Source organism: Buttiauxella sp. 3AFRM03 (assembly GCF_003675305.1).
Taxonomy (GTDB): Bacteria; Pseudomonadota; Gammaproteobacteria; order Enterobacterales; family Enterobacteriaceae; genus Buttiauxella; species Buttiauxella ferragutiae.
The window spans coordinates 3,103,583-3,122,530 of the sequence record NZ_CP033076.1 but is presented as its reverse complement, the minus strand read 5'-3'; the positions used below and the strand labels follow the sequence as shown (position 1 = coordinate 3,122,530).

Sequence of the window (18,948 nt, the reverse complement as noted above, 5' to 3'; positions counted from 1 at the left end):
TTTATTCGGATCGTATCACTTATATTCCAGGAATTATCTAATGAACAAGACATATACCCTCGTTGGTATACTGACCGGCATAGTGCTTGTGTCAACACTATCTATTAGTGCTGCAAATGCAACAACCCAAGGCCAGCAACGCCGCGAAGCTCGGGATACTCGTCAGGACACGCGTCAAGATGCACGGCAGGATAAACGTTCTTGTGTGGTCAGTAATGATAAAAGCAATCATGATTGTCGCCAGGATAAACGCCAAAGCAAACAAGATGGCCGCCAGGAAGCACGCGATATTAAATATTAAAACTGGCAATTTCCAAGGCTGAGCAGAATAAAATCGAAGCGCGAGTGAATGCGCATATTTATGTCCAGGAGGACAAGTTAGTGAAAAAATATATTCCAGGTTTATTGATTTTATCTTTCGCTTTTTCAGGCAACGTATTGGCTCTTGATAAAACATCGGGTGGCGCACTCGCCGGTGCTGCAATTGGTGCCGCGACTGGTAAAAGCGTGAAAAGCACCGTGGGTGGCGCGGTTGTCGGCGGTGGTACAGGTGCTATGTTCAAGAGCGGAGACACCGGTAAAGCAGCTCGCAAAGGCGGCGCAATTGGTGCTGCTGTGGGTGGCGTTGCGGCGGCCGCAACCGGCAATAGCGTGTTGAAAGGTGCGGCAGTAGGTGCAGGCGGCGGTGCGCTGATCGGCGAAGCGTCTCACTGATCCTGAAGCCTGAGATCGGGTGTTAAAGGGTGGATAATTGATAGCGTCATCCACCCTTTGTGCCCGTTGTTACAGATAAAAGTGTCGGATGACGCTATCGCTTATCCGACCTACAAAATCGGTCCGTTGTTTTCAACGTATCGCATCGTAAATCGCTTTCTGAATCTCCACAGCACGTTTTGCGTCGCTTGTGGCTGGCTCAGAATTGCGTTGTTGTTGCGCACTTAACCGTTGTTTTGCTCGTTCTAAATCTTCTTTCTGCCACTCGATAACCTCAGGGTTACGGCAAAACGTTTGCAGAAATTGTTTACGTAGCGAAGTGAGACTTTGCCCGTCGTTCATCGCCTGGCTGATAGTCCTTACCATGCGCCGGCACGGGCGTTCTTCATCCATTTGCGAACGGTATTGCAGCAAAGCGTAGAGTGCATCGCGGTAATCTGCGGCCAGCGCGGATTCGGTGTAATAGACTTTCCAGTTCATGCCGCTTTGCATGAACAAACGCACCACAGTAGAATCACCACGCTCAATGGCCGATCGCAAATTACCCTCTTCCCATGTGATGCCAATATTCGCCAGCTTTTCACGCGCACTCTCGCTTAGCGGCAGTGAATCAATTGCGGTCACTTTCGCCGCCTCACGTTGTGCCAGCGCGGGTTCATTTGTAAGATCACTCAGAAAGTACATGCCGAAAATAGCGATGCTAATCACCGCGATACCTGGCACGCACCACATCATCATGCGTAGCGTTTCACCGGTATCCTGCTTTTTTTTGCTATGCCGCAAGTCGGGGTGATCAATGGTGTCACGCACTTCTTCCGTATCACGCCCCGCTTCGCGATATTTTTTCTGCGCCAGCTCAATAAATGCTTGTACCTGAGCGTCATCAGCAGCCATCAGTGCGGATGGGTTTACTGTTGTCCGCCCTTCATCAAAGGCACGCTGAACCGCCGCACTACATTCGTGGTAATAGCTATCCAGTAAAACGAGTTGCACAGAAGTGAGTGGCGGTTGTTGAATGAGGTTATTGCGAATTTCACGCACGTCATCGAGGAAGGTTTGTAGTGTTTTACGTTGATCAATAAATAGATTCAGCTGCGGTGAGCTGTGAAGTATTTCGGCATAGTGGTTGGCAAACTCCTTTTTATCTACCACCAATAACGCCAGTTCGCTAAATCGCATCCCACTTAACACATCACCCTGCTCGCCATGTTTTAACCAACGGCGCACACAGTCAGCACCAAACTGCTTCTTCAGTTTATTCACCAGCTGCGATTGGCTGGGATAACATTTATTAATCATCCCTCGCAGCATTAATTCCAGCGCGCGCATCTGGCGTAACGCTTTTTGTTGCTGCGCTTCACTATGGGTGTCGAGATCGGTTGAATAACCCAGTAGTGGCTGCCTCAGGCGTACCAGCTCGAGATAACTGACGAAACGCAGTGCGGAAATAAGTTGGTTATGGCTGATTTCCTGGCCGCTTTCATATTGCGGCACCAACTGCTGGAAATGGCGCAACAGTAGAGTGAACTGCGAAAGCTCCGCATCGTTAAGGTTTAACCGCTTTGCTACCTCCATCCAACTACCCAGCGCCAGGCGAGCCTGCTCAAGCTGTTGAAAAAACCATTGCGGATCTTTGCCTTCAGAGGCTTTGATAGAAAGCAGTGGCAGGATTTGCAATGACGCCTGGCGGCAAACGCTCAGGCAAGTCTCAAATTTATCCCGCATCAGCAACTGTGCAGTGCTGGTCATGGTTATCCTTTATTGGGTACGAGCGCCTGACTAGAAAGGCGCTATTACGCAACAGACTAACGCAACAGTTACCTGCACAATGGCCATAAAAGAGAGGGAAAACTACGCGTTTTCGACTACCTGATTTAACGCTTCACCGGTTTTACGCAGCGCCGCTTCGGTGGCTGCATCACACGGCATGGCGTAATTGAGGCGCAAACAATTACGATACTTCCCGGATGCTGAAAGCAAAGACCCCACCGCAATATGAATATGCTCTTCGCGCAGTGCACAGCAAATCGGCACAATATCGATATTTTCCGGTAGCTCAACCCACATCATAAAGCCGCCCTGTGGGCGACTGACGCAGATACCGCACGGGAAATAGTGCCGCACATGGCAGGTAAAATCCTCGAGATTACGTTGATAAAGTTGGCGCATCCGCCGCAGGTGGCGATGGTAGTTGCCGTTACGAATAAACTCCGCCACCGCGAGTTGTGCAAAGGTCGAAGTGCTGCCAGTGACGATGTATTTCATGTGCAAAGCACGGTCAAGATAGCGGCCCGGTACAATCCAGCCGACGCGCAAACCTGGCGCCAGCGTTTTAGAAAAAGAGCTACACAACAGCACTCGGCCATCGACATCCATCGACTTGATGGTCATCGGGCGGGGATATTCATAGGCCAGCTCGCCGTAAACATCATCCTCAATGATGGCAATATCAAAACGTTGCGCGAGATTCAGCACCGCTTTTTTACGAGCATCCGGCATGATAAACCCGAGTGGGTTATTGCAGTTTGGCACCAGTATTACCGCTTTAATCGGCCACTGTTCCAGCGCTAACTCTAGTGCTTCCACGCTGATCCCTGTCACAGAATCCGTTGGTATTTCAACAACTTTAATACCAAATGCCCGCAGCATCTGCATGGTGCCATGAAATGATGGAGACTCCACCGCCACGATGTCGCCCGCCTCGCAGACCGCGCGGATGGCAATCGACAAGGCTTCATGACAACCGGTGGTAATCAGAATATCGTCAGCCGATGCCACACAACCGCTATCCAGCATCAGGCGGGAAATTTGCTCGCGCAGCGTGCGCATACCATGAATGCTGTCATAGCCGAGCAATTCGGGTTGCTGATATTGCGCAATGCGGCTGAGTTCACGCCATAACGGTTTGATGGTCGGTTGTGTCACATCCGGCGCACCGCTACCAAAAGCGACAATATCGCCTGCCTCACGGGCAACAAGTTGCTCAAGCACAGCGTCCCACTGCGTGATCTCAACCGGCCTCTGTACCGGACGAGTCAGTTGTGGAACGGGCGGTTGTGCTTTGCGTTGTGTGACGAAATAACCGGAACGTGGCTGCGGTGAAATCAGCTGTTTGTCTTCAAGAAGATGATAAGCCTGCTGTACGGTGCTAATACTGACGCCATGTTCACTGCTCAGGCTGCGCACCGACGGTAAGCGCTCGCCACTGCGATACAGCCCTTGTTCAATACGTTCGGCCAGTAAAGTGGCCAGATGTTGGTAGCGCGTCATGCTGTATCCTCTTAATCAACCATACAGACAGTAAAACCAGTACAGAATGACGATAAAATTGCCATTCAGTTCATGTTTTAGCGCTTCTGTATGTTAAATAAAAGTAATATTTGAATCTGTCGGCTATCTGTATGGCGGCGCATGATGAACCTCGAACTGACAAGAGGAGCAACATCATGGGCTTTGAAGAAAACCGTCCGCGCAAACCGTTTTATGGTTTTGTGATGATTTATCATTATTTCCGGCAACGCTGGTTACAACGCCAGACGGCGCGCGTACTAAAAGGGCTGAATAAGGAACAATTACGCGATATTGGACTGACAACGGATGATTTATCACGCTGGCAATAACACTTAATAACGGTGCTAAATATTGGCGCCGTTATTTTTTGCTATGCCCAAAATAATTCAAGATGCATCGCGACGGCAAACGAGCGAGTCCCGATGAGCTTACACAAGTAAGTGATGCGGTGAGTAAGCGTAGCCAACAAAAATGCAACTTGAAGTATGATGGGTATATGTAATGTTTATGTGTACCCACATAGCAGAGCGATCAACATGCTTTCACTCTCCACACCACGACTGAACTTAACGCAAATCAGCGAGCAGGACTGGTCGAGCTTTTTACGGCTACAACAAGACCCCGTCGTGATGCGTTATGTCTCTGATAACCGCAAAGAGGCGGAAATCCGCCAGATATTTAATTCACGCCTGGTGCGCTGGGAATTACACAGCCGCCATTGGTTGTGTCTTGCGATGCGCGATAAACATGACGGGACGCTGATTGGCTTCACCGGTTTTGTCCGCGGTGACGACGACATGGCGGAGGTGGGCTTTATCCTCGACCCGCTCTTTCACGGGCAAGGTTACGGTTATGAATCGCTGCATACCGTGTGCCGGTTTGCCTTTGAAAAATGCGCGATGCGCAAACTGACCGCGACAGTAACGGTAGGCAATATAGGTTCAAAGAAGGTGCTGGAAAAAGCAGGTTTTCAGCCAGAAGGGATACTGCGCGAAAATTACTTTCTTGGCGGGATCTGGCAGGATGACTGGATATTTGGCTTGTTACGCAGCGAGTTCCAATAAAACACGGTGGATATCGCTTGCGCTAATCCACCCTACGAAAGCGGTTTTGTAGGTCGGATAAGCGTTAGCGTCATCCGACATAACCGCGGCCCAGGCTTACAAGAACATCCCGCCAGAAACCTCAATGCGCTGCGCATTCATCCAGCGGCTTTCATCACTCAGCAGCACCGCAATCGCATCACCAATATCATCCGGTTGCCCAACGCGGCCCAGCGCGGTTTGTGAAGCGATAGCATTGGCCACTTGTTCATTGTCACGCACCACACCGCCGCCAAAGTCGGTGGCAATCGCGCCAGGAGCAATGATATTGACCGCAATTCCGCGCGCACCCAGCTCTTTAGCCTGGTACTTCGTCAGCACTTCCATCGCCCCTTTCATTGCGGCGTAAGCCGCTTTTCCCGGCAGTGTAAAACGCGTTAAACCCGTCGACACATTCAGGATACGCCCGCCGTTTTTAATCAGTGGCAGCAACTGCTGAGTCAGGAAGAATGGCCCCTTCAAATGGATGTTCATTAAATCATCAAATTGTTGCTCTGTTGTTTTTTCGAACAGCGTATCGATACCCGTTCCAGCATTGTTTAATAAATAATCAAACGAGTCGCGCTGCCAGACATCATGCAACTGTTGCTTCACTTCAGTTGCAAAAGCGCCAAAGCCAGCAATTTCGGCGACATTCAATTGAATTGCCACCGCTTTCACGCCAGTTAGCTCAATTTCACGCACCACATTGAGCGCTTCTTGCTGCTGGCTGTTGTAAGTCAGAATAATATTCACGCCGCGCGCCGCCAGCTTCAAAGCTGCGTTTTTACCTAATCCACGGCTGCCGCCGGTCACTAATGCGATTGTTTGACTCATGATTTACCCCTTCGATGACTGTTCGGTGATTGAGATACAGCTTATTAGCTGCTACAAAATCAATAAAGAGTGCAAATTGCGCATCACTGTTTCACTGACAACAACAATGCGAGAAAAAAGTGGATAAAATACAAGCAATGCAGTTATTCATTAGAGTGGCTGAACTGGAGAGTTTTTCTCGCGCAGCAGACACTCTGGGCCTTCCTAAAGGTAGCGTATCGCGGCAAATTCAGGCGCTAGAAGGCATGCTGGGAACAAGGTTATTGCATCGCACCACGCGGCGTGTGCAATTGACGCAAGACGGCATGGTTTATTACGAGCGTTGCCGTGATCTATTAGCCAATCTTGACGAACTCGACGGGCTATTCCTGCATGACCCCAGCAGTGTTAGCGGGCGCTTGCGTGTGGATATGCCCGTTGGGGTGGCAAAAAATTTAGTGATCCCCAAACTTCCCGCCTTCTTACAGCAGTATCCTGGTATTGAACTTGAGTTGAGCAGCAGCGATCGCATAGTGGATGTGGTGCGCGAAGGGTTCGATTGCGTGGTGCGCGAAGGGTTCGATTGCGTGGTGCGCGTGGGGCAGCTTAAAGATTCAGGCCTGGTTGCACGGCCATTGGGGAAACTCTCTTTAATTAACTGCGCCAGCCCCGATTATCTGGAGCGTTTTGGTTATCCGGAAAACCTTGACGATCTCGCGTCTCACGCGGTGGTGCATTACGCGCCAAACCTCGGTAGCCGTCCGCAAGGCTTTGAAGTTTTTCTCGATAAAACTACCCGCTGGATAAAAACCGGTGGCGTCATCACCGTGAATAGCACCGAAACCTATCAAGCGGCGTGCCTTGCCGGGCTTGGGATTATTCAGGCACCGCGCATCGGCGTTAAAGACCAGCTCAAGAGTAAAAAACTGGTGGAAATCCTGCCGCAATACCGCGCCGAACCGATGCCTGTTTCGCTGCTTTATCCCCATCGCCGCAACCTCTCTCGCCGTGTTCATTTGTTTATGGAGTGGCTGACCGGGCTGGTGAAAGGGTATGTTGATTAGCATCCCCGCTATACTTTCTTTAAGATCCCGCTAAAACAAAAGGAAAAATCACCTGATGACAGTGCCGGATAACACCGAAAAACGCCCAACGGAAACACTCGACTATGAGCCGATAGTCAAAATCAAAACCAGTAATGAGAAGGTCAACAAAACCATCGACAGCGTGAATAACACTGTCGGGCGTGTCGAGCGTAACCCTGTTGTTGCGCACCTGATAAGGGCAGCCGAACGGTTTAATGACCGCATGGGGAACCAGTTTGGCGCGGCAATTACCTATTTTTCGTTCCTGTCGCTCATCCCAATTCTGATGGTGGCGTTTGCTGCCGCCGGTTATATCCTCGCCTCGCACCCCACGCTGCTGGAGGAGATTTTCGAAAAAATCCTCGCCAACGTTAGCGAGCCAACACTTGCCGCGACGTTGCAAAACACCATCAATACGGCGGTGCAACAGCGCACCACCGTCGGCCTGGTCGGCCTGCTGATTGCGCTCTATTCCGGTATTAACTGGATGGGCAATTTGCGTGAAGCAGTGCGCGCGCAATCGCGGGATAAGTGGGAGCGGACAGCGCAAGACCAGGAAAAATTCTGGACCAAATATCTGCGTGATTTGGTGTCATTAATAGGTTTGCTGGTTGCGCTGGTCGTGACGTTATCCATCACTTCCGTTGCCGGTTCCGCGCAAACCATGCTGATTGGCCTGCTGCATCTCGACGGCATCGAGTGGTTAAAACCGGTCTGGCATCTGGTCGGGCTGGTTATTTCTATTTCTGCTAACTACCTGCTGTTCTTCTGGATTTTCTGGCGACTGCCACGCCACCGCCCGCGTAAAAAAGCGCTGATGCGCGGCACATTGATTGCAGCCATTGGCTTTGAAGTGATCAAAATCATCATGACTTACAGCCTGCCTGCGCTGATTAAATCCCCTTCTGGCGCGGCGTTTGGTTCGGTCTTAGGTTTAATGGCATTTTTCTATTTCTTCGCCAGATTGACGCTGTTCTGCGCCGCGTGGATTGCCACCGCCGAATACAAAGATGACCCGCGTATGCCGGGCAAAACGCATAAATAATTCTGTCATTCTTTCCTGTCATGATTAGGGTTTGCCCAACGTGGGCAATCCCTAATCCCGATACCTGACCAGGAAAGAAAAGCATGACCGCCGCCACAGCCAAACTTCAGCAAACGTATATCGCCCCCAGCGTCCGCCTGCGTGAAACCCAGATTGGTGAACAATGTGAAGTCCTCGCGCACAGCGTGATGGAATACAGCACGCTCGGGGACTTTTCCTACATAGGCGAGCATTGTTGTGTTGCAGATAGCGTGATCGGCAAATTCACCGCCATCGCCAATCAGGTACGCATTGGTGCACCTAATCACCCAATGGACAGAGCCTCACAACACCGTTTTACCTATTGCCCGGAGTATTACGACGCTAATGCCCGCCGCGATCGGCAGTTTTTTGCCGATCGTCACGATGCGAAGGTGCTAATTGGCAATGATGTCTGGATTGGCCACGGTGTGATTGTGCTGCCTGGCGTGACAATCGGTGATGGCGCAGTGTTAGCCGCCGGTGCGGTAGTGAGCAAAGATGTCGCGCCCTACACCATTGTTGGCGGCGTGCCTGCCAAAATGATCCGTTCGCGCTTCCCGGTAGAGATAGCCACCAGCCTGCAGCGTATTGCCTGGTGGGATTGGCCACTGGAAAAACTGATGGCGCATCTTAGCGACTTCCAGGCGGGCGATATTGAGCGCTTTTGCGCACGCTGGGAGCATGAAGCGTAATCCGCTATCTCCGTGAATGTGGCGGATGACGCTAGCGCTTATCCGCCCTACGAAAGCCCACATCAGCACATAAATCCAACCTGTAACTTTTATTTAACCTAAAAGCAGTTTTATTAACTGATTTTTTAAATATGAGAAGCATGACATGGACATTTATTTTCTGGACTAAAAATTATCCTCTTATTGCTTATTAATCGCACAGAACGTTGCGCAAGCGCGCGTTGAAATACGCCTTTTGCTGTGCGTAATATGGCCTTTCGTTCGATATAAATAAGAAAATAATATGCAGGCCACCATCGCTAATTCAATCAATACCGAAACTGACTCCACGCCGGTCAACTCACGCGGAAAAGTTGTCGTTGCCTCGCTTGTCGGCACCGCCATCGAGTTTTTCGATTTCTATATTTACGCCACTGCGGCGGTGATTGTTTTCCCGCATATCTTCTTCCCGCAAGGTGATCCAACCGCGGCGACACTCCAGTCGCTAGCTACGTTCGCCATCGCCTTTGTGGCACGTCCGATTGGCTCCGCGCTGTTCGGCCATTTTGGTGACCGAGTTGGTCGCAAAGTGACCCTGGTGGCATCACTTTTAACGATGGGTGTTTCAACCGTCTTGATTGGCCTGTTGCCGGGCTACGAAACCATCGGTGTATTAGCGCCAATGCTGTTGGCACTTGCACGCTTCGGGCAAGGTTTAGGTCTGGGTGGTGAGTGGGGTGGTGCTGCATTGCTGGCTACTGAGAACGCTCCGCCGCGCAAACGTGCGCTATACGGTTCATTCCCACAGTTAGGTGCGCCAATCGGCTTCTTCTTTGCCAACGGCACCTTCTTGCTGCTCTCCTGGTTGCTGACTGACGAACAGTTCATGTCATGGGGCTGGCGCGTGCCGTTTATCCTGTCTGCGGTGCTGGTGATTATCGGCCTGTATGTACGTGTTTCGCTGCATGAAACGCCGGTGTTCGCCAAAATTGCCAAAGCAGGCAAACAGGTGAAAATCCCGCTCGGTACACTGCTGAGCAAGCACCTGAAAGCGACGATTATTGGCACGTTTATCATGCTGGCGACTTACACGCTGTTCTACATCATGACGGTTTATTCGATGACCTTCAGCACCGCTGCGGTGCCGAAGGGCCTCGGCTTCTCACGCAACGATGTGTTGTGGATGCTGATGATGGCGGTAATTGGTTTTGGCGTAATGGTGCCGATTGCCGGTTATCTGGCGGATAAGTTTGGTCGCCGTAAATGCATGATTGTCATCACCAGCCTGATGATTGTGTTTGCGTTAGCCGTGTTCCAGCCGCTGTTGGGTTCCGGTAACCCGACGCTGGTGATGGCGTTCTTGCTGATTGGCCTGAGCCTGATGGGGCTGACATTCGGCCCAATGGGTGCGCTGCTGCCAGAGTTATTCCCAACCGAAGTACGTTATACCGGAGCATCGTTCTCGTATAACGTGGCGTCGATTCTGGGGGCATCGGTAGCGCCGTATATTGCCACCTGGCTGCAGGCGAATTACGGTTTGTTCTACGTCGGTTTGTATCTGGCGGCGATGTCAGCGATTACGCTGGTTGCGTTGCTGGTGTCGAAAGAGACCCGTCATTTGTCGCTTTAGTTTTTTCACCCTCACCCTGGCAATCTTGTCAGGGTGAGATCTGTAAGCCTCGCTTATTTTCCGTTCACCCGTGCGTTCAGTTATCTCTTTAATTCCAGAAAACGGTGAACGTATCAAGGGGTTAACGCCAACCCCTTGATAATCCAGGCGCCCGGCAAATCAATCGCCGCTAAAGCGGTAAACACCGTTTTTCACCCAACATTCGGGGTCGTTCGCGATTCGTTTATTCGGCACATCCCTGTGCCGAACCACTTCGTGGCCAACGCAAGCGTTGTTCAAAAATGTTCCTGACATTTTTAGTCCGGCGATCGCTCTCTCACGTGGTTCCCGACCACGTGACCCCGACTGAAGGGTAAAAAAACGGCGCGATTGAAACCGGGGACAAGGTCAAAACCGCTCTGGCTTTTGACTTTGACCTTGAATTTCGGGTCCGGCTTAAATCGCCTCCATTTTGACTCCTGGTGGCAGGGGCCAGCCGTCGGGAACGGCTGGAGGGCGCGATCGTCGGGAACGAATCGCAACCGACCCTGACACGGAGGCAAAATGGAGGTTTACCGCTTGCGGCGATTTATTTGCCGGGAGTCCGGGTTCTTAGGGTGACGACGGTGGTCACCCTAAGACGTTCACCAGTTCAGTCGCGACATAAACACGCTGTCGCCTGGTGAACGGAACCTTCTCCGGCTCCGCAGGAACCGTCCCTCAAAGATGTGTATAAGAGACAGCCTGGGTGAGGGGAAATGTCACTTCCTCATCTGCCCCAAAATACGGCTGCACTGATTGCCGCCATCTTCGGAAGGCGAGATCATCGCCAGCAGTGCGGCGGCTGGCGTCACCAGCGTTGCCAGTGCCGCAGCCACCGCGCCACGGGCAATCAATGGGCCGGGTTTCACCCCGGCATCCGGGTTCTTAAACGTGCCGCGCACATAAAGTGGCGAGCGCAATGTCAGAATGCGCACCCCTTTGCTTTCAGGATCAATGGTTAAATCGAGCCGCTCGCTGGCAAAGTTGGTGGTGCCAGTGACGTTGATCAGCGCGTTTTCGGTATCAAAGGCAAAAATACGTGGCGTCGCCACGCCGCCGCGTAAATCAAGGTTCGCCGCCGCACAGTTAATCCGCACTTCATCATCACCAAAGATTTGCCCGACGACGTAATTCCCGACGTTCAGGCCGACAATTTCCATCAGGTTGCGGCTGATTAACCCGTCGTTCATCAGCAATTTCAGGTTGCCATCGCTGCTGCCCAACAGCTCCGCAATAGAGTTACCACGGCCCCGCAAATCCGCATCACCATTCAGTTCCCCGAGGGTTTTCTGCATCGATTCCACTTTTGGCATCAGCTGTTTGAGCTGCAAGCGACGCGCCTGAATATCCGCTTCTCCGCGCATCGGCTTCTTGTTGCCATCAAGGTGAATGTTGGCGCTGATGGTGCCGTTCGCCATGCCGAATTTTAGCGGTTGCAGGCGTAAGTCGGCATTTTTAAGGATCACATGCGTGGTGAGATTGCTGAGCGGCAGCGTGCCGCTGTGTTCGATGCGCCCGCCTTTAAAGCGCACGTCAGCATCCATTACGTCCCACTTGGCGGTTTCGAAACGGTCATACGGCAGAACTTTGTCGCCCGGCTGCACGGTTTTCTCGCCTTTGGCTTGTTCCGCCTTTTTGCTTTGTTGCGCGCCCTTGCCGGAATCCACGCCAATCAACGGGCCTAAATCGGCCAGCCGAAGCTGTTTAGATTCAAGGTCGCCTTCCAGTTTCGGGCGCGGTTTGCCCTGGGAATAGGTCAGCGAGCCATGAATGTCGCTGTCGCCAATGCGCCCGTTAAAGTTCTGATAGCGGAACACCGAGCCTTTTTCTGCATCGATTTTTGCCAGTAAATGCCCGTCAGTTTCAAACGGTGGCGTATCCGGCAATAACACACCGGTCAGATCGTAGAGGTTGCCCAGCGAATCACCGGAGAACTTCAGTTGCAGGTCGACACCACCCATTTTCATCGGGTCGTTGATGGTGCCGATAAACGCCACGCGTGAGTTACCGGAATGCACGTCGGCCTGCACCGGAAAGGCGGTTTCGCCTTCGCTGCGCAGCGCTAACATACCGCCAATTTTACCGGAGCCTTCTATCGGCTCGCCGTTGTAGCGCCCGCGAACTTTCAGGCCAAAGACATAATCTCCGGCTTTTGCGGCATCTTTGCCTTTGGGTTTATGCCCCTGTATTTCACTAAACGGTAACGGTTTGCCAAGTGGATCAACGAGGATTTCCATCTCTGCTTTAGTGAGTTTGTCGTTAATAGCGATGCGGCCTTTATCGAACAGAATATTGTCCATTTTGAACGACCACGCTGACGGCGGTTGATTGGGATCTTGCGCTGCGCTACTGGCGAGGTTGAACGTCCAGTTATTGTTTTTTTCCGACAGCCGAATGATTCGCACATCCGGCTGAACCAGCTTGATCCACGGGATATAAACGGTTTTAGTGAGCAGCGTGAGAGGTGCAAGCGTGGCATCTACGCGCGGCAGATGCACCATAGTGATTTCAGGAATATCCGGCGGGTTGCCCAGAATAATATCTTCGGCGTGAACATGCGGCCACGGCACCCAACTGCGCCAGCCGGTTTCTTCTTTGTTACGCTCCCATACCACGCCTAAATCGCCACGAATGGCGAAGGGCCGATTCAGCTCTGTCGAGACTTTTTGGTTGATAGTCGGTTTGAGCCGATTCCAGTCAAACGTCGCAATCACAATGATTGCCACCACAACCAACAACAATAAACCCCCGACGACACCGCTGGCGACCTTTCCAGTTTTAGTCATGCCTTTTACCTTCTCCTGATGTGGCTCGCTTTAACTAAAGATAGTTGAGCGTGACCAAAACGGCATCAGGACAGGCGAGTTAGTACGCTCTCTAACTGTTCAAATGGAACGGGACGGGAGAGGAAATAGCCTTGTGCCGCAAACGCGGGGGAGTTTTGCACAGCGCGCCATTCCGCTTCAGTTTCGACACCTTCGACGATGACGCCTTTACAATAGCGATTCATCAATTGCAGCAACATGTTGAATAAATTCCGGCCTTCGTCGCTGGTGCGCAGCATGATGAACAAGTCACGCGCGACTTTGATGTAGTCGTAGTGCATCTCGCTTAAAGCAGAAAAGTTGGCAACACCGGTGCCGAAATCGTCCAGCCACAGCGGGCCGAATTCGTGCATTCCTGCCAGTGTCACGGCTTGCGGTTGGGTGATGTGCTCCACCAGTTCAAAGCGCACCCACGGCATTTTGTTGATAAGCCTTAGAATCGACTGATGATGCTTCATTGCCACAAGAGTCGGGCCATCGACATTCACCGACGCTAAAATGCCATAGCCAAGGAAGATGGATTCCCAACTGCGCAGCAAATTGAGTTGCTCTTCGATGACCATCAAGCGCGTGCGACTGGAGACAGATGAAAAGTAGCGATCCGGCGCAATACGCACCTCCGGCTCATCCGCGTGCGTGACCACCGTCAGCAGTTCTATCGCCATTAATCGACCATCGATTTTGTAGATCGGCTGGAAGGTGTACTGCCGCTGGCACTGCAACCAGAACCGCCGCTCCTGCAAACTTTCGACACTCGCCTCAAGCGTATTCAGCCGGTGAGTGATCTGATTAAACTTCATCATGTACGTCCTGTTTACCTTGATAACTCGGATGGCCCATCGTCAAGTTATCGGCGTAGCGCATGAGAACTTTATGTTCGCTTTGAGTACAACCTTAATGAAAGAGAGTTGGTTCACATTGGCAATAAACTGCCTTAGCTCAAAGTTTTCCGAAACATCGTTTTAAATTGTTTGACTCGTTTTTAGCCGACCAGCAAACTAGCGGTAATTTCATCAATTCAGGTTTACTGCTATGCCAACGCGCAAAATCGCCGTTATCGGTGAATGTATGATTGAACTGTCGCAAAAAGGTGCGGAAGTTAGCCGCGGCTTTGGTGGCGACACCCTAAATACTTCCGTTTATATCGCCCGCCAGGTCGATGCAAACGAGCTAGAAGTCCATTACGTCACGGCTTTGGGTGAAGATAACTTCAGCCAACAAATGCTCGACGCATGGCAGCAAGAAAACGTTCACACCGAGCTGACACAGCGCCTGGAGCACCGTTTACCAGGCTTGTATTACATCGAAACTGATTCAACCGGCGAGCGTACTTTCTATTACTGGCGTAACGAAGCCGCAGCCCGTTTCTGGCTGGAGAGCGAGCAAGCTCAGGCAATTTGCGCAGAACTGGCTCAGTTCGATTACCTGTATTTGAGCGGGATTAGCCTGGCAATCCTCAACGCGGCGAGCCGTGAAAAGCTGATGGCGTTGCTGACTCAGTGCCGCGCTAACGGTTGCAAGGTTATCTTCGATAACAACTACCGTCCGCGCCTGTGGGCCAGCCGTGAAGAGACGCAACAGGTTTACCAGCAAATGCTGACCTGCACTGACATCGCGTTCCTGACTTTGGATGACGAAGATTTGCTGTGGGGCGCGAAGCCGGTTGAAGAAGTGATTCACCGTACTCAGGCAGCTGGCGTGCGTGAAGTGGTCATCAAGCGCGGCGCAGAGTCTTGCCTGGTGGCGATTCAGGGCGAGCCGATGTTAGAAGTGCCAGCGGTAAAATTACCGAAAGAAAAAGTTATCGACACCACAGCGGCTGGCGACTCTTTCAGCGCGGGTTATCTGGCGGTACGTTTGACTGGTGGTAGTGCTGAAGAAGCGGCAAAACGCGGGCATTTGACGGCAAGTACCGTGATTCAGTATCGCGGGGCGATTATCCCGAAAGAGGCGATGCCTTCTTAAGGTAACCCTCACCCTAAGGCTGTCTTTTGTACACATCTTTGAAGGACAGTTCCTGCCAATTCGGAGAAGGTTCCGTTCACCAGGCGAAAGTGTATTTATGTCGCCACGGAACCGGTGAACGTCTTAGGGTGGCCACCGTCGCCACCCTAAGAACCCGGACTCCCGGCAAATAAATCGCCGCAAGCGGTAAACCTCCATTTTGCCTCCGTGTCAGGGTCGGTTGCGATTCGTTCCAGACGATCGCGCCCTCCAGCCGTTCCCGACGGCTGGACCCTGCCACCTGGAGTCAAAATGGAGGCGATTTAAGCCGGACCCGAAAGTCAAAGTCAAAGTCATAAGCCAGAGCGATTTTGACCTTGTCCCCGGCTTCAATCGCGCCGTTTTTTACCCTTCAGTCGGGGTCACGTGGCCGGGAGCCACGTGAGAGAGCGATCGTCGGGAACGAATCGCGAACGACCCCGAATGTTGGGTGAAAAGCGGTGTTTACCGCTTTAGCGGCGATTGATTTGCCGGGCGCCTGGATTATCAAGGGGTTGGCGATAACCCCTTGATACGTTCACCGTTTTCTGGAATTAAAGAGATAACTGAACGCACAGGTGAACGGAAAATCAGCGAGGCTTACAGATCTCACCCTGACAAGATTGCCAGGGTGAGTTGTGTATAAGAGACAGTCCTCAGGGAGAGGGGCCGGGGTGAGGCCTTACTGCGCCTGCGGCGTATCCGAAGAAACTTCCTGCTTAGGTTCATCAGTCAGCGGCAGTGCTTTAGCCGGCACCATCACCTTATCCCACGTCGCTTGCAGATCCTTCATGTTGAACTCAGGTTCGCCTTTTGGCTGCAACAGCACTAAAGCCATTTCTTGCGACAGTTGCTGGCGTAAATCCTGGTTCAGCGAGCTTAATGTCAGGCTGTTCAGGAAATCCCCACGCAGTTTCTGATACTGTTCCGGAGCGATATCGACCACCTGGTTTTGCAGCGAACGCATACGCTGGCTGATCAACACATCGGTGTCGGTACGCGCGTAAGTAGCAAACAGCTTGGCAAGTTCCGCTTTTTTCTGCGCAATTAACCCATCAAACTCTTGCTGCGACAGCCCTTTATCACGCACGTTAACCAACTCTTTGCTGACGCTCGCCAAATTCGCATTCAGTCTATCGTTAGGTGACGCAAGGTTGATGCCGCACTGCGCACGCTGATACAACACGCGACACTCGAAGCTCAGGTTAAGATCCTTGATGTTCTGCTTGCTAAGGTTCTGCTGCACATGCCAGAACAGCGCCTCACGGGCGAGATCGGCACGCCAGTAACGCAGCATCGCAGACGATTCACGAATAGGCTGCCAGGCGTTGTCCCACATCAGTGAGAGCCTGTCCTGGCTCACACTGTCAGTCATTAAACTCACAGGAACACGCTTGAGCGGAGAAAGAGTCGCAACCGGAGCGGGCGTTTCACGTTTGCCCGTCAGGGTGCCAAACGTTTTGTTGATTTGATCGGCAACGCTACGGCTATCGACGTTACCCACCACAATCAAGGTCATCGCATCCGGGGTGTACCACTTCTTGTAGAATTCGTTGAGTTGTTCGTTATCAACCGGCTGCTTGAGATCTTCTGCTGGGTCATGGCCCAACAGCGAGGAACCTTGCAAGCGATAGCGCCACCAGTTGTCTTTGGTGTCCATCGGCCAGGTTGTCACCATATCCTGAGTTTGCAGCGCAACGTTCACCGTTTCCGGGGTGATCGACGTTTTACCGGTGGTTTCCGCCAGATAAGCTATCGCTTCTTTGAGTAAATCATTGCGGTTATTAGGCAGGCTAAGATTAAACAACGTGAAGTCATACGAAACAACGGCTGGAGGCAGCGGACGCTGCGGGTCCACACTTTGCTGCCATAGTGAGCGTACCTGCAATGGCTGCAAGCTACCGTTTTGTGTCAGTGCCATGCGCGGTAAGAAATGGCTAAAGCCGCTCTGCTGGGTGGTCTCATTCAATGAGCCGGTATTCACCAACAGACGAATTTCAATACGATCGCTTGGGCGTTGAGGTGTGGCCAGGACTTGCCATTGAAAACCATTGGCCAGCGTACCTTGCTGCCAGGCTGGATCGGGCTGTAGTGCTTCTGCCTGCACATTACTGGCGGCGGCGACCAACAGCAATCCGCCAGCTAAGAGTCGAATTTTGGTGCCCTGCATGTTAACCCCTGGAAAAACAATCCTGATTAAAAAGTGTAATGGCGACAAAAGATTACGCAAAAAAGCCGCCACGGTGATAATTCACCACTCCGTTTGACCGCATCTTCGCGCAAACGTCACTTTTAAAATGAAAAAAAACGCCAAAAATTTTGGCTCAAGGGTCAATTATGCGCAGTAGCCCACAGCGAGGGCAAGTCGCCGTGGGCAATTGAGGGGATTAAGAAGAGATTTCGTTCACTTTTTTCGCAGAGTTTGGATTATTGAGCGTTTCTACCAGTTGCTTCTCATCCAACTGTTTCACCCACTTCGCCACGACAACCGTTGCCACGCCATTACCGACCAGGTTTGTCAGCGCACGCGCTTCAGACATAAAGCGGTCGATACCGAGAATCAACGCCAGACCCGCAAGTGGCAAATGGCCCACCGCTGAAATGGTTGCCGCCAGCACGATGAAACCACTCCCTGTCACACCTGCAGCGCCTTTAGAGGAGAGCAGCAACACCACCAATAGTGTGATTTGATGGACAATATCCATATGGGTGTTGGTGGCCTGCGCGATAAACACCGCTGCCATGGTGAGATAAATTGAGGTGCCATCGAGGTTAAACGAGTATCCGGTTGGAATCACCAGCCCGACTACCGACTTACGGCAACCGAGTTTCTCCATTTTATCGAGCATTCTTGGCAAAGCGGATTCAGACGAAGAAGTACCCAGTACGATAAGCAGCTCTTCTTTAATGTAACGGATAAATTTAAAGATGCTGAAACCTGTCACCCGCGCGATGCTGCCCAACACCAGCACCACAAACAGGATACAGGTGATGTAGAAGCAGATAATCAACTGGCCGAGCTGCACCAACGAGCCGACGCCATATTTACCAATCGTGAACGCCATAGCACCGAAAGCACCGATTGGCGCGAGGCGCATGATCATGTTGATGATGCCGAAAATGACCTGCGAGAAGCTTTCAATCACGTTGAAAATCAACTGGCCTTTTTGACCAAGACGGTGCAGTGCAAAACCAAACAGTACCGCAAACAGCAGCACTTGCAGGATATTGCCACTGGCAAATGCGCCAATCACGCTACCAGGAATCACATCCAGCAAGAAGGCCACCACACCTTGTTGTTGTGCCTGTTCGGCATACATGGCGACAGCTTTGGCATCAAGCGTTGCCGGGTCGATGTTCATCCCAGCCCCTGGCTGGACGACGTTAACCACGATTAGGCCGATGATCAGCGCGATGGTGCTGACCACTTCGAAGTAAAGCAGTGCCACAGCGCCCGTGCGCCCCACGGCTTTCATGCTTTCCATGCCTGCGATGCCGGTGACGACCGTACAGAAGATAACCGGCGCGATAATCATTTTAATCAGTTTAACGAACGCATCGCCGAGCGGTTTCATCTGCGCGCCTAATTCCGGGTAAAAATGACCCAGCAGGATACCGATGGCTATCGCCGTAAGGACCTGGAAGTAGAGGCTTTTAAAAAGAGAGAGTTTCATAGCGTGTCCTTGAGAGGTAGATATTCCGCAGTACCAGGATTTAGGTAGATGACCTCGGCCTGCGGAAGCAAAAATACCACTCTCAAAAAC

16 protein-coding genes are annotated in these 18,948 nt (G+C 51.8%); 9 read left to right on the top strand and 7 right to left on the bottom strand.

Going from position 1 to position 18,948, the window contains the following annotated elements; all coding sequences use genetic code 11:
- Positions 1-40: 40 nt before the first annotated feature.
- Positions 41-301, top strand: coding sequence for a hypothetical protein (locus tag D8682_RS16015; RefSeq protein WP_064542248.1), 261 nt, complete (start codon positions 41-43; stop codon positions 299-301).
- Positions 302-381: 80 nt separating this feature from the next.
- A complete protein-coding gene (locus tag D8682_RS16010) occupies positions 382-714 on the top strand; it encodes a hypothetical protein (protein WP_064542246.1) in 333 nt (110 codons plus the stop codon).
- Between the two features lie 132 nt (positions 715-846).
- Here the strand turns inward: D8682_RS16010 and D8682_RS16005 are convergent, their stop codons facing one another.
- On the bottom strand, positions 847-2,463 hold the full coding sequence (locus tag D8682_RS16005; RefSeq protein WP_121814682.1) for an STY4199 family HEPN domain-containing protein: 1,617 nt from the start codon (positions 2,461-2,463) through the stop codon (positions 847-849).
- 102 nt (positions 2,464-2,565) lie between these two features.
- Positions 2,566-3,984: a PLP-dependent aminotransferase family protein gene (locus D8682_RS16000; protein ID WP_064542240.1), complete on the bottom strand. Its 1,419-nt coding sequence runs from the start codon at positions 3,982-3,984 to the stop codon at positions 2,566-2,568.
- Positions 3,985-4,160: 176 nt separating this feature from the next.
- On the opposite strand from D8682_RS16000, the gene D8682_RS15995 reads away from it, so the two are divergent.
- Both D8682_RS15995 and D8682_RS15990 read left to right on the top strand, forming a co-directional pair.
- Positions 4,161-4,334: a DUF1127 domain-containing protein gene (locus tag D8682_RS15995; RefSeq protein WP_074388507.1), complete on the top strand. Its 174-nt coding sequence runs from the start codon at positions 4,161-4,163 to the stop codon at positions 4,332-4,334.
- A 207-nt stretch (positions 4,335-4,541) separates the two neighbouring features.
- Entirely contained in the window at positions 4,542-5,069 is a 528-nt protein-coding gene (locus tag D8682_RS15990; RefSeq protein WP_121815718.1) for a GNAT family N-acetyltransferase, read from the top strand.
- Positions 5,070-5,165: 96 nt separating this feature from the next.
- On the opposite strand, the gene D8682_RS15985 is transcribed toward D8682_RS15990, so the two are convergent.
- Positions 5,166-5,924, bottom strand: coding sequence for an SDR family NAD(P)-dependent oxidoreductase (locus D8682_RS15985; RefSeq protein WP_121814681.1), 759 nt, complete (start codon positions 5,922-5,924; stop codon positions 5,166-5,168).
- Between the two features lie 119 nt (positions 5,925-6,043).
- Between D8682_RS15985 and D8682_RS15980 the strand changes: the two genes are divergently transcribed.
- The 4 genes from D8682_RS15980 to D8682_RS15965 all read left to right on the top strand — a co-directional run bounded on the left by D8682_RS15980 (position 6,044) and on the right by D8682_RS15965 (position 10,355).
- Complete coding sequence (locus tag D8682_RS15980) at positions 6,044-6,967, top strand: LysR family transcriptional regulator (RefSeq protein WP_121814680.1); 924 nt, start codon at positions 6,044-6,046, stop codon at positions 6,965-6,967.
- 55 nt (positions 6,968-7,022) lie between these two features.
- Entirely contained in the window at positions 7,023-8,033 is a 1,011-nt protein-coding gene (gene yhjD / locus D8682_RS15975) for an inner membrane protein YhjD (protein ID WP_064542232.1), read from the top strand.
- Positions 8,034-8,116: 83 nt separating this feature from the next.
- On the top strand, positions 8,117-8,746 hold the full coding sequence (locus tag D8682_RS15970; protein ID WP_064542229.1) for a DapH/DapD/GlmU-related protein: 630 nt from the start codon (positions 8,117-8,119) through the stop codon (positions 8,744-8,746).
- 283 nt (positions 8,747-9,029) lie between these two features.
- Positions 9,030-10,355, top strand: coding sequence for an MFS transporter (locus tag D8682_RS15965; RefSeq protein WP_064542225.1), 1,326 nt, complete (start codon positions 9,030-9,032; stop codon positions 10,353-10,355).
- A gap of 740 nt (positions 10,356-11,095) precedes the next feature.
- Here the strand turns inward: D8682_RS15965 and D8682_RS15960 are convergent.
- Both D8682_RS15960 and pdeH read right to left on the bottom strand, forming a co-directional pair.
- Complete coding sequence (locus D8682_RS15960) at positions 11,096-13,162, bottom strand: AsmA family protein (protein WP_064542221.1); 2,067 nt, start codon at positions 13,160-13,162, stop codon at positions 11,096-11,098.
- Between the two features lie 65 nt (positions 13,163-13,227).
- Complete coding sequence (pdeH, locus tag D8682_RS15955) at positions 13,228-14,001, bottom strand: cyclic-guanylate-specific phosphodiesterase (protein ID WP_064542219.1); 774 nt, start codon at positions 13,999-14,001, stop codon at positions 13,228-13,230.
- Between the two features lie 232 nt (positions 14,002-14,233).
- On the opposite strand from pdeH, the gene D8682_RS15950 reads away from it, so the two are divergent.
- A complete protein-coding gene (locus D8682_RS15950; RefSeq protein ID WP_064542216.1) occupies positions 14,234-15,166 on the top strand; it encodes a sugar kinase in 933 nt (310 codons plus the stop codon).
- A gap of 700 nt (positions 15,167-15,866) precedes the next feature.
- On the opposite strand, the gene D8682_RS15945 is transcribed toward D8682_RS15950, so the two are convergent.
- Together D8682_RS15945 and D8682_RS15940 are read right to left on the bottom strand one after the other, a co-directional pair.
- On the bottom strand, positions 15,867-17,354 hold the full coding sequence (locus tag D8682_RS15945) for a pitrilysin family protein (protein ID WP_064542213.1): 1,488 nt from the start codon (positions 17,352-17,354) through the stop codon (positions 15,867-15,869).
- 217 nt (positions 17,355-17,571) lie between these two features.
- Positions 17,572-18,858 carry a dicarboxylate/amino acid:cation symporter gene (locus D8682_RS15940; RefSeq protein WP_064542210.1) on the bottom strand — a complete coding sequence of 429 codons (1,287 nt, stop codon included), beginning with the start codon at positions 18,856-18,858 and terminating at the stop codon, positions 17,572-17,574.
- Positions 18,859-18,948 lie beyond the last annotated feature (90 nt).

Bases quoted from the DNA above. Each gene is read 5' to 3' on its own strand.
- D8682_RS16015 (WP_064542248.1), top strand. From the start codon at position 41: ATGAACAAGACATATACCCTCGTTGGTATACTGACCGGCATAGTGCTT.
- D8682_RS16005 (WP_121814682.1), bottom strand. From the start codon at position 2,463: ATGACCAGCACTGCACAGTTGCTGATGCGGGATAAATTTGAGACTTGC.
- D8682_RS16000 (WP_064542240.1), bottom strand. From the start codon at position 3,984: ATGACGCGCTACCAACATCTGGCCACTTTACTGGCCGAACGTATTGAA.
- D8682_RS15995 (WP_074388507.1), top strand. From the start codon at position 4,161: ATGGGCTTTGAAGAAAACCGTCCGCGCAAACCGTTTTATGGTTTTGTG.
- D8682_RS15990 (WP_121815718.1), top strand. From the start codon at position 4,542: ATGCTTTCACTCTCCACACCACGACTGAACTTAACGCAAATCAGCGAG.
- D8682_RS15985 (WP_121814681.1), bottom strand. From the start codon at position 5,924: ATGAGTCAAACAATCGCATTAGTGACCGGCGGCAGCCGTGGATTAGGT.
- yhjD (WP_064542232.1), top strand. From the start codon at position 7,023: ATGACAGTGCCGGATAACACCGAAAAACGCCCAACGGAAACACTCGAC.
- D8682_RS15970 (WP_064542229.1), top strand. From the start codon at position 8,117: ATGACCGCCGCCACAGCCAAACTTCAGCAAACGTATATCGCCCCCAGC.
- D8682_RS15965 (WP_064542225.1), top strand. From the start codon at position 9,030: ATGCAGGCCACCATCGCTAATTCAATCAATACCGAAACTGACTCCACG.
- D8682_RS15960 (WP_064542221.1), bottom strand. From the start codon at position 13,162: ATGACTAAAACTGGAAAGGTCGCCAGCGGTGTCGTCGGGGGTTTATTG.
- pdeH (WP_064542219.1), bottom strand. From the start codon at position 14,001: ATGAAGTTTAATCAGATCACTCACCGGCTGAATACGCTTGAGGCGAGT.
- D8682_RS15950 (WP_064542216.1), top strand. From the start codon at position 14,234: ATGCCAACGCGCAAAATCGCCGTTATCGGTGAATGTATGATTGAACTG.
- D8682_RS15945 (WP_064542213.1), bottom strand. From the start codon at position 17,354: ATGCAGGGCACCAAAATTCGACTCTTAGCTGGCGGATTGCTGTTGGTC.
- D8682_RS15940 (WP_064542210.1), bottom strand. From the start codon at position 18,858: ATGAAACTCTCTCTTTTTAAAAGCCTCTACTTCCAGGTCCTTACGGCG.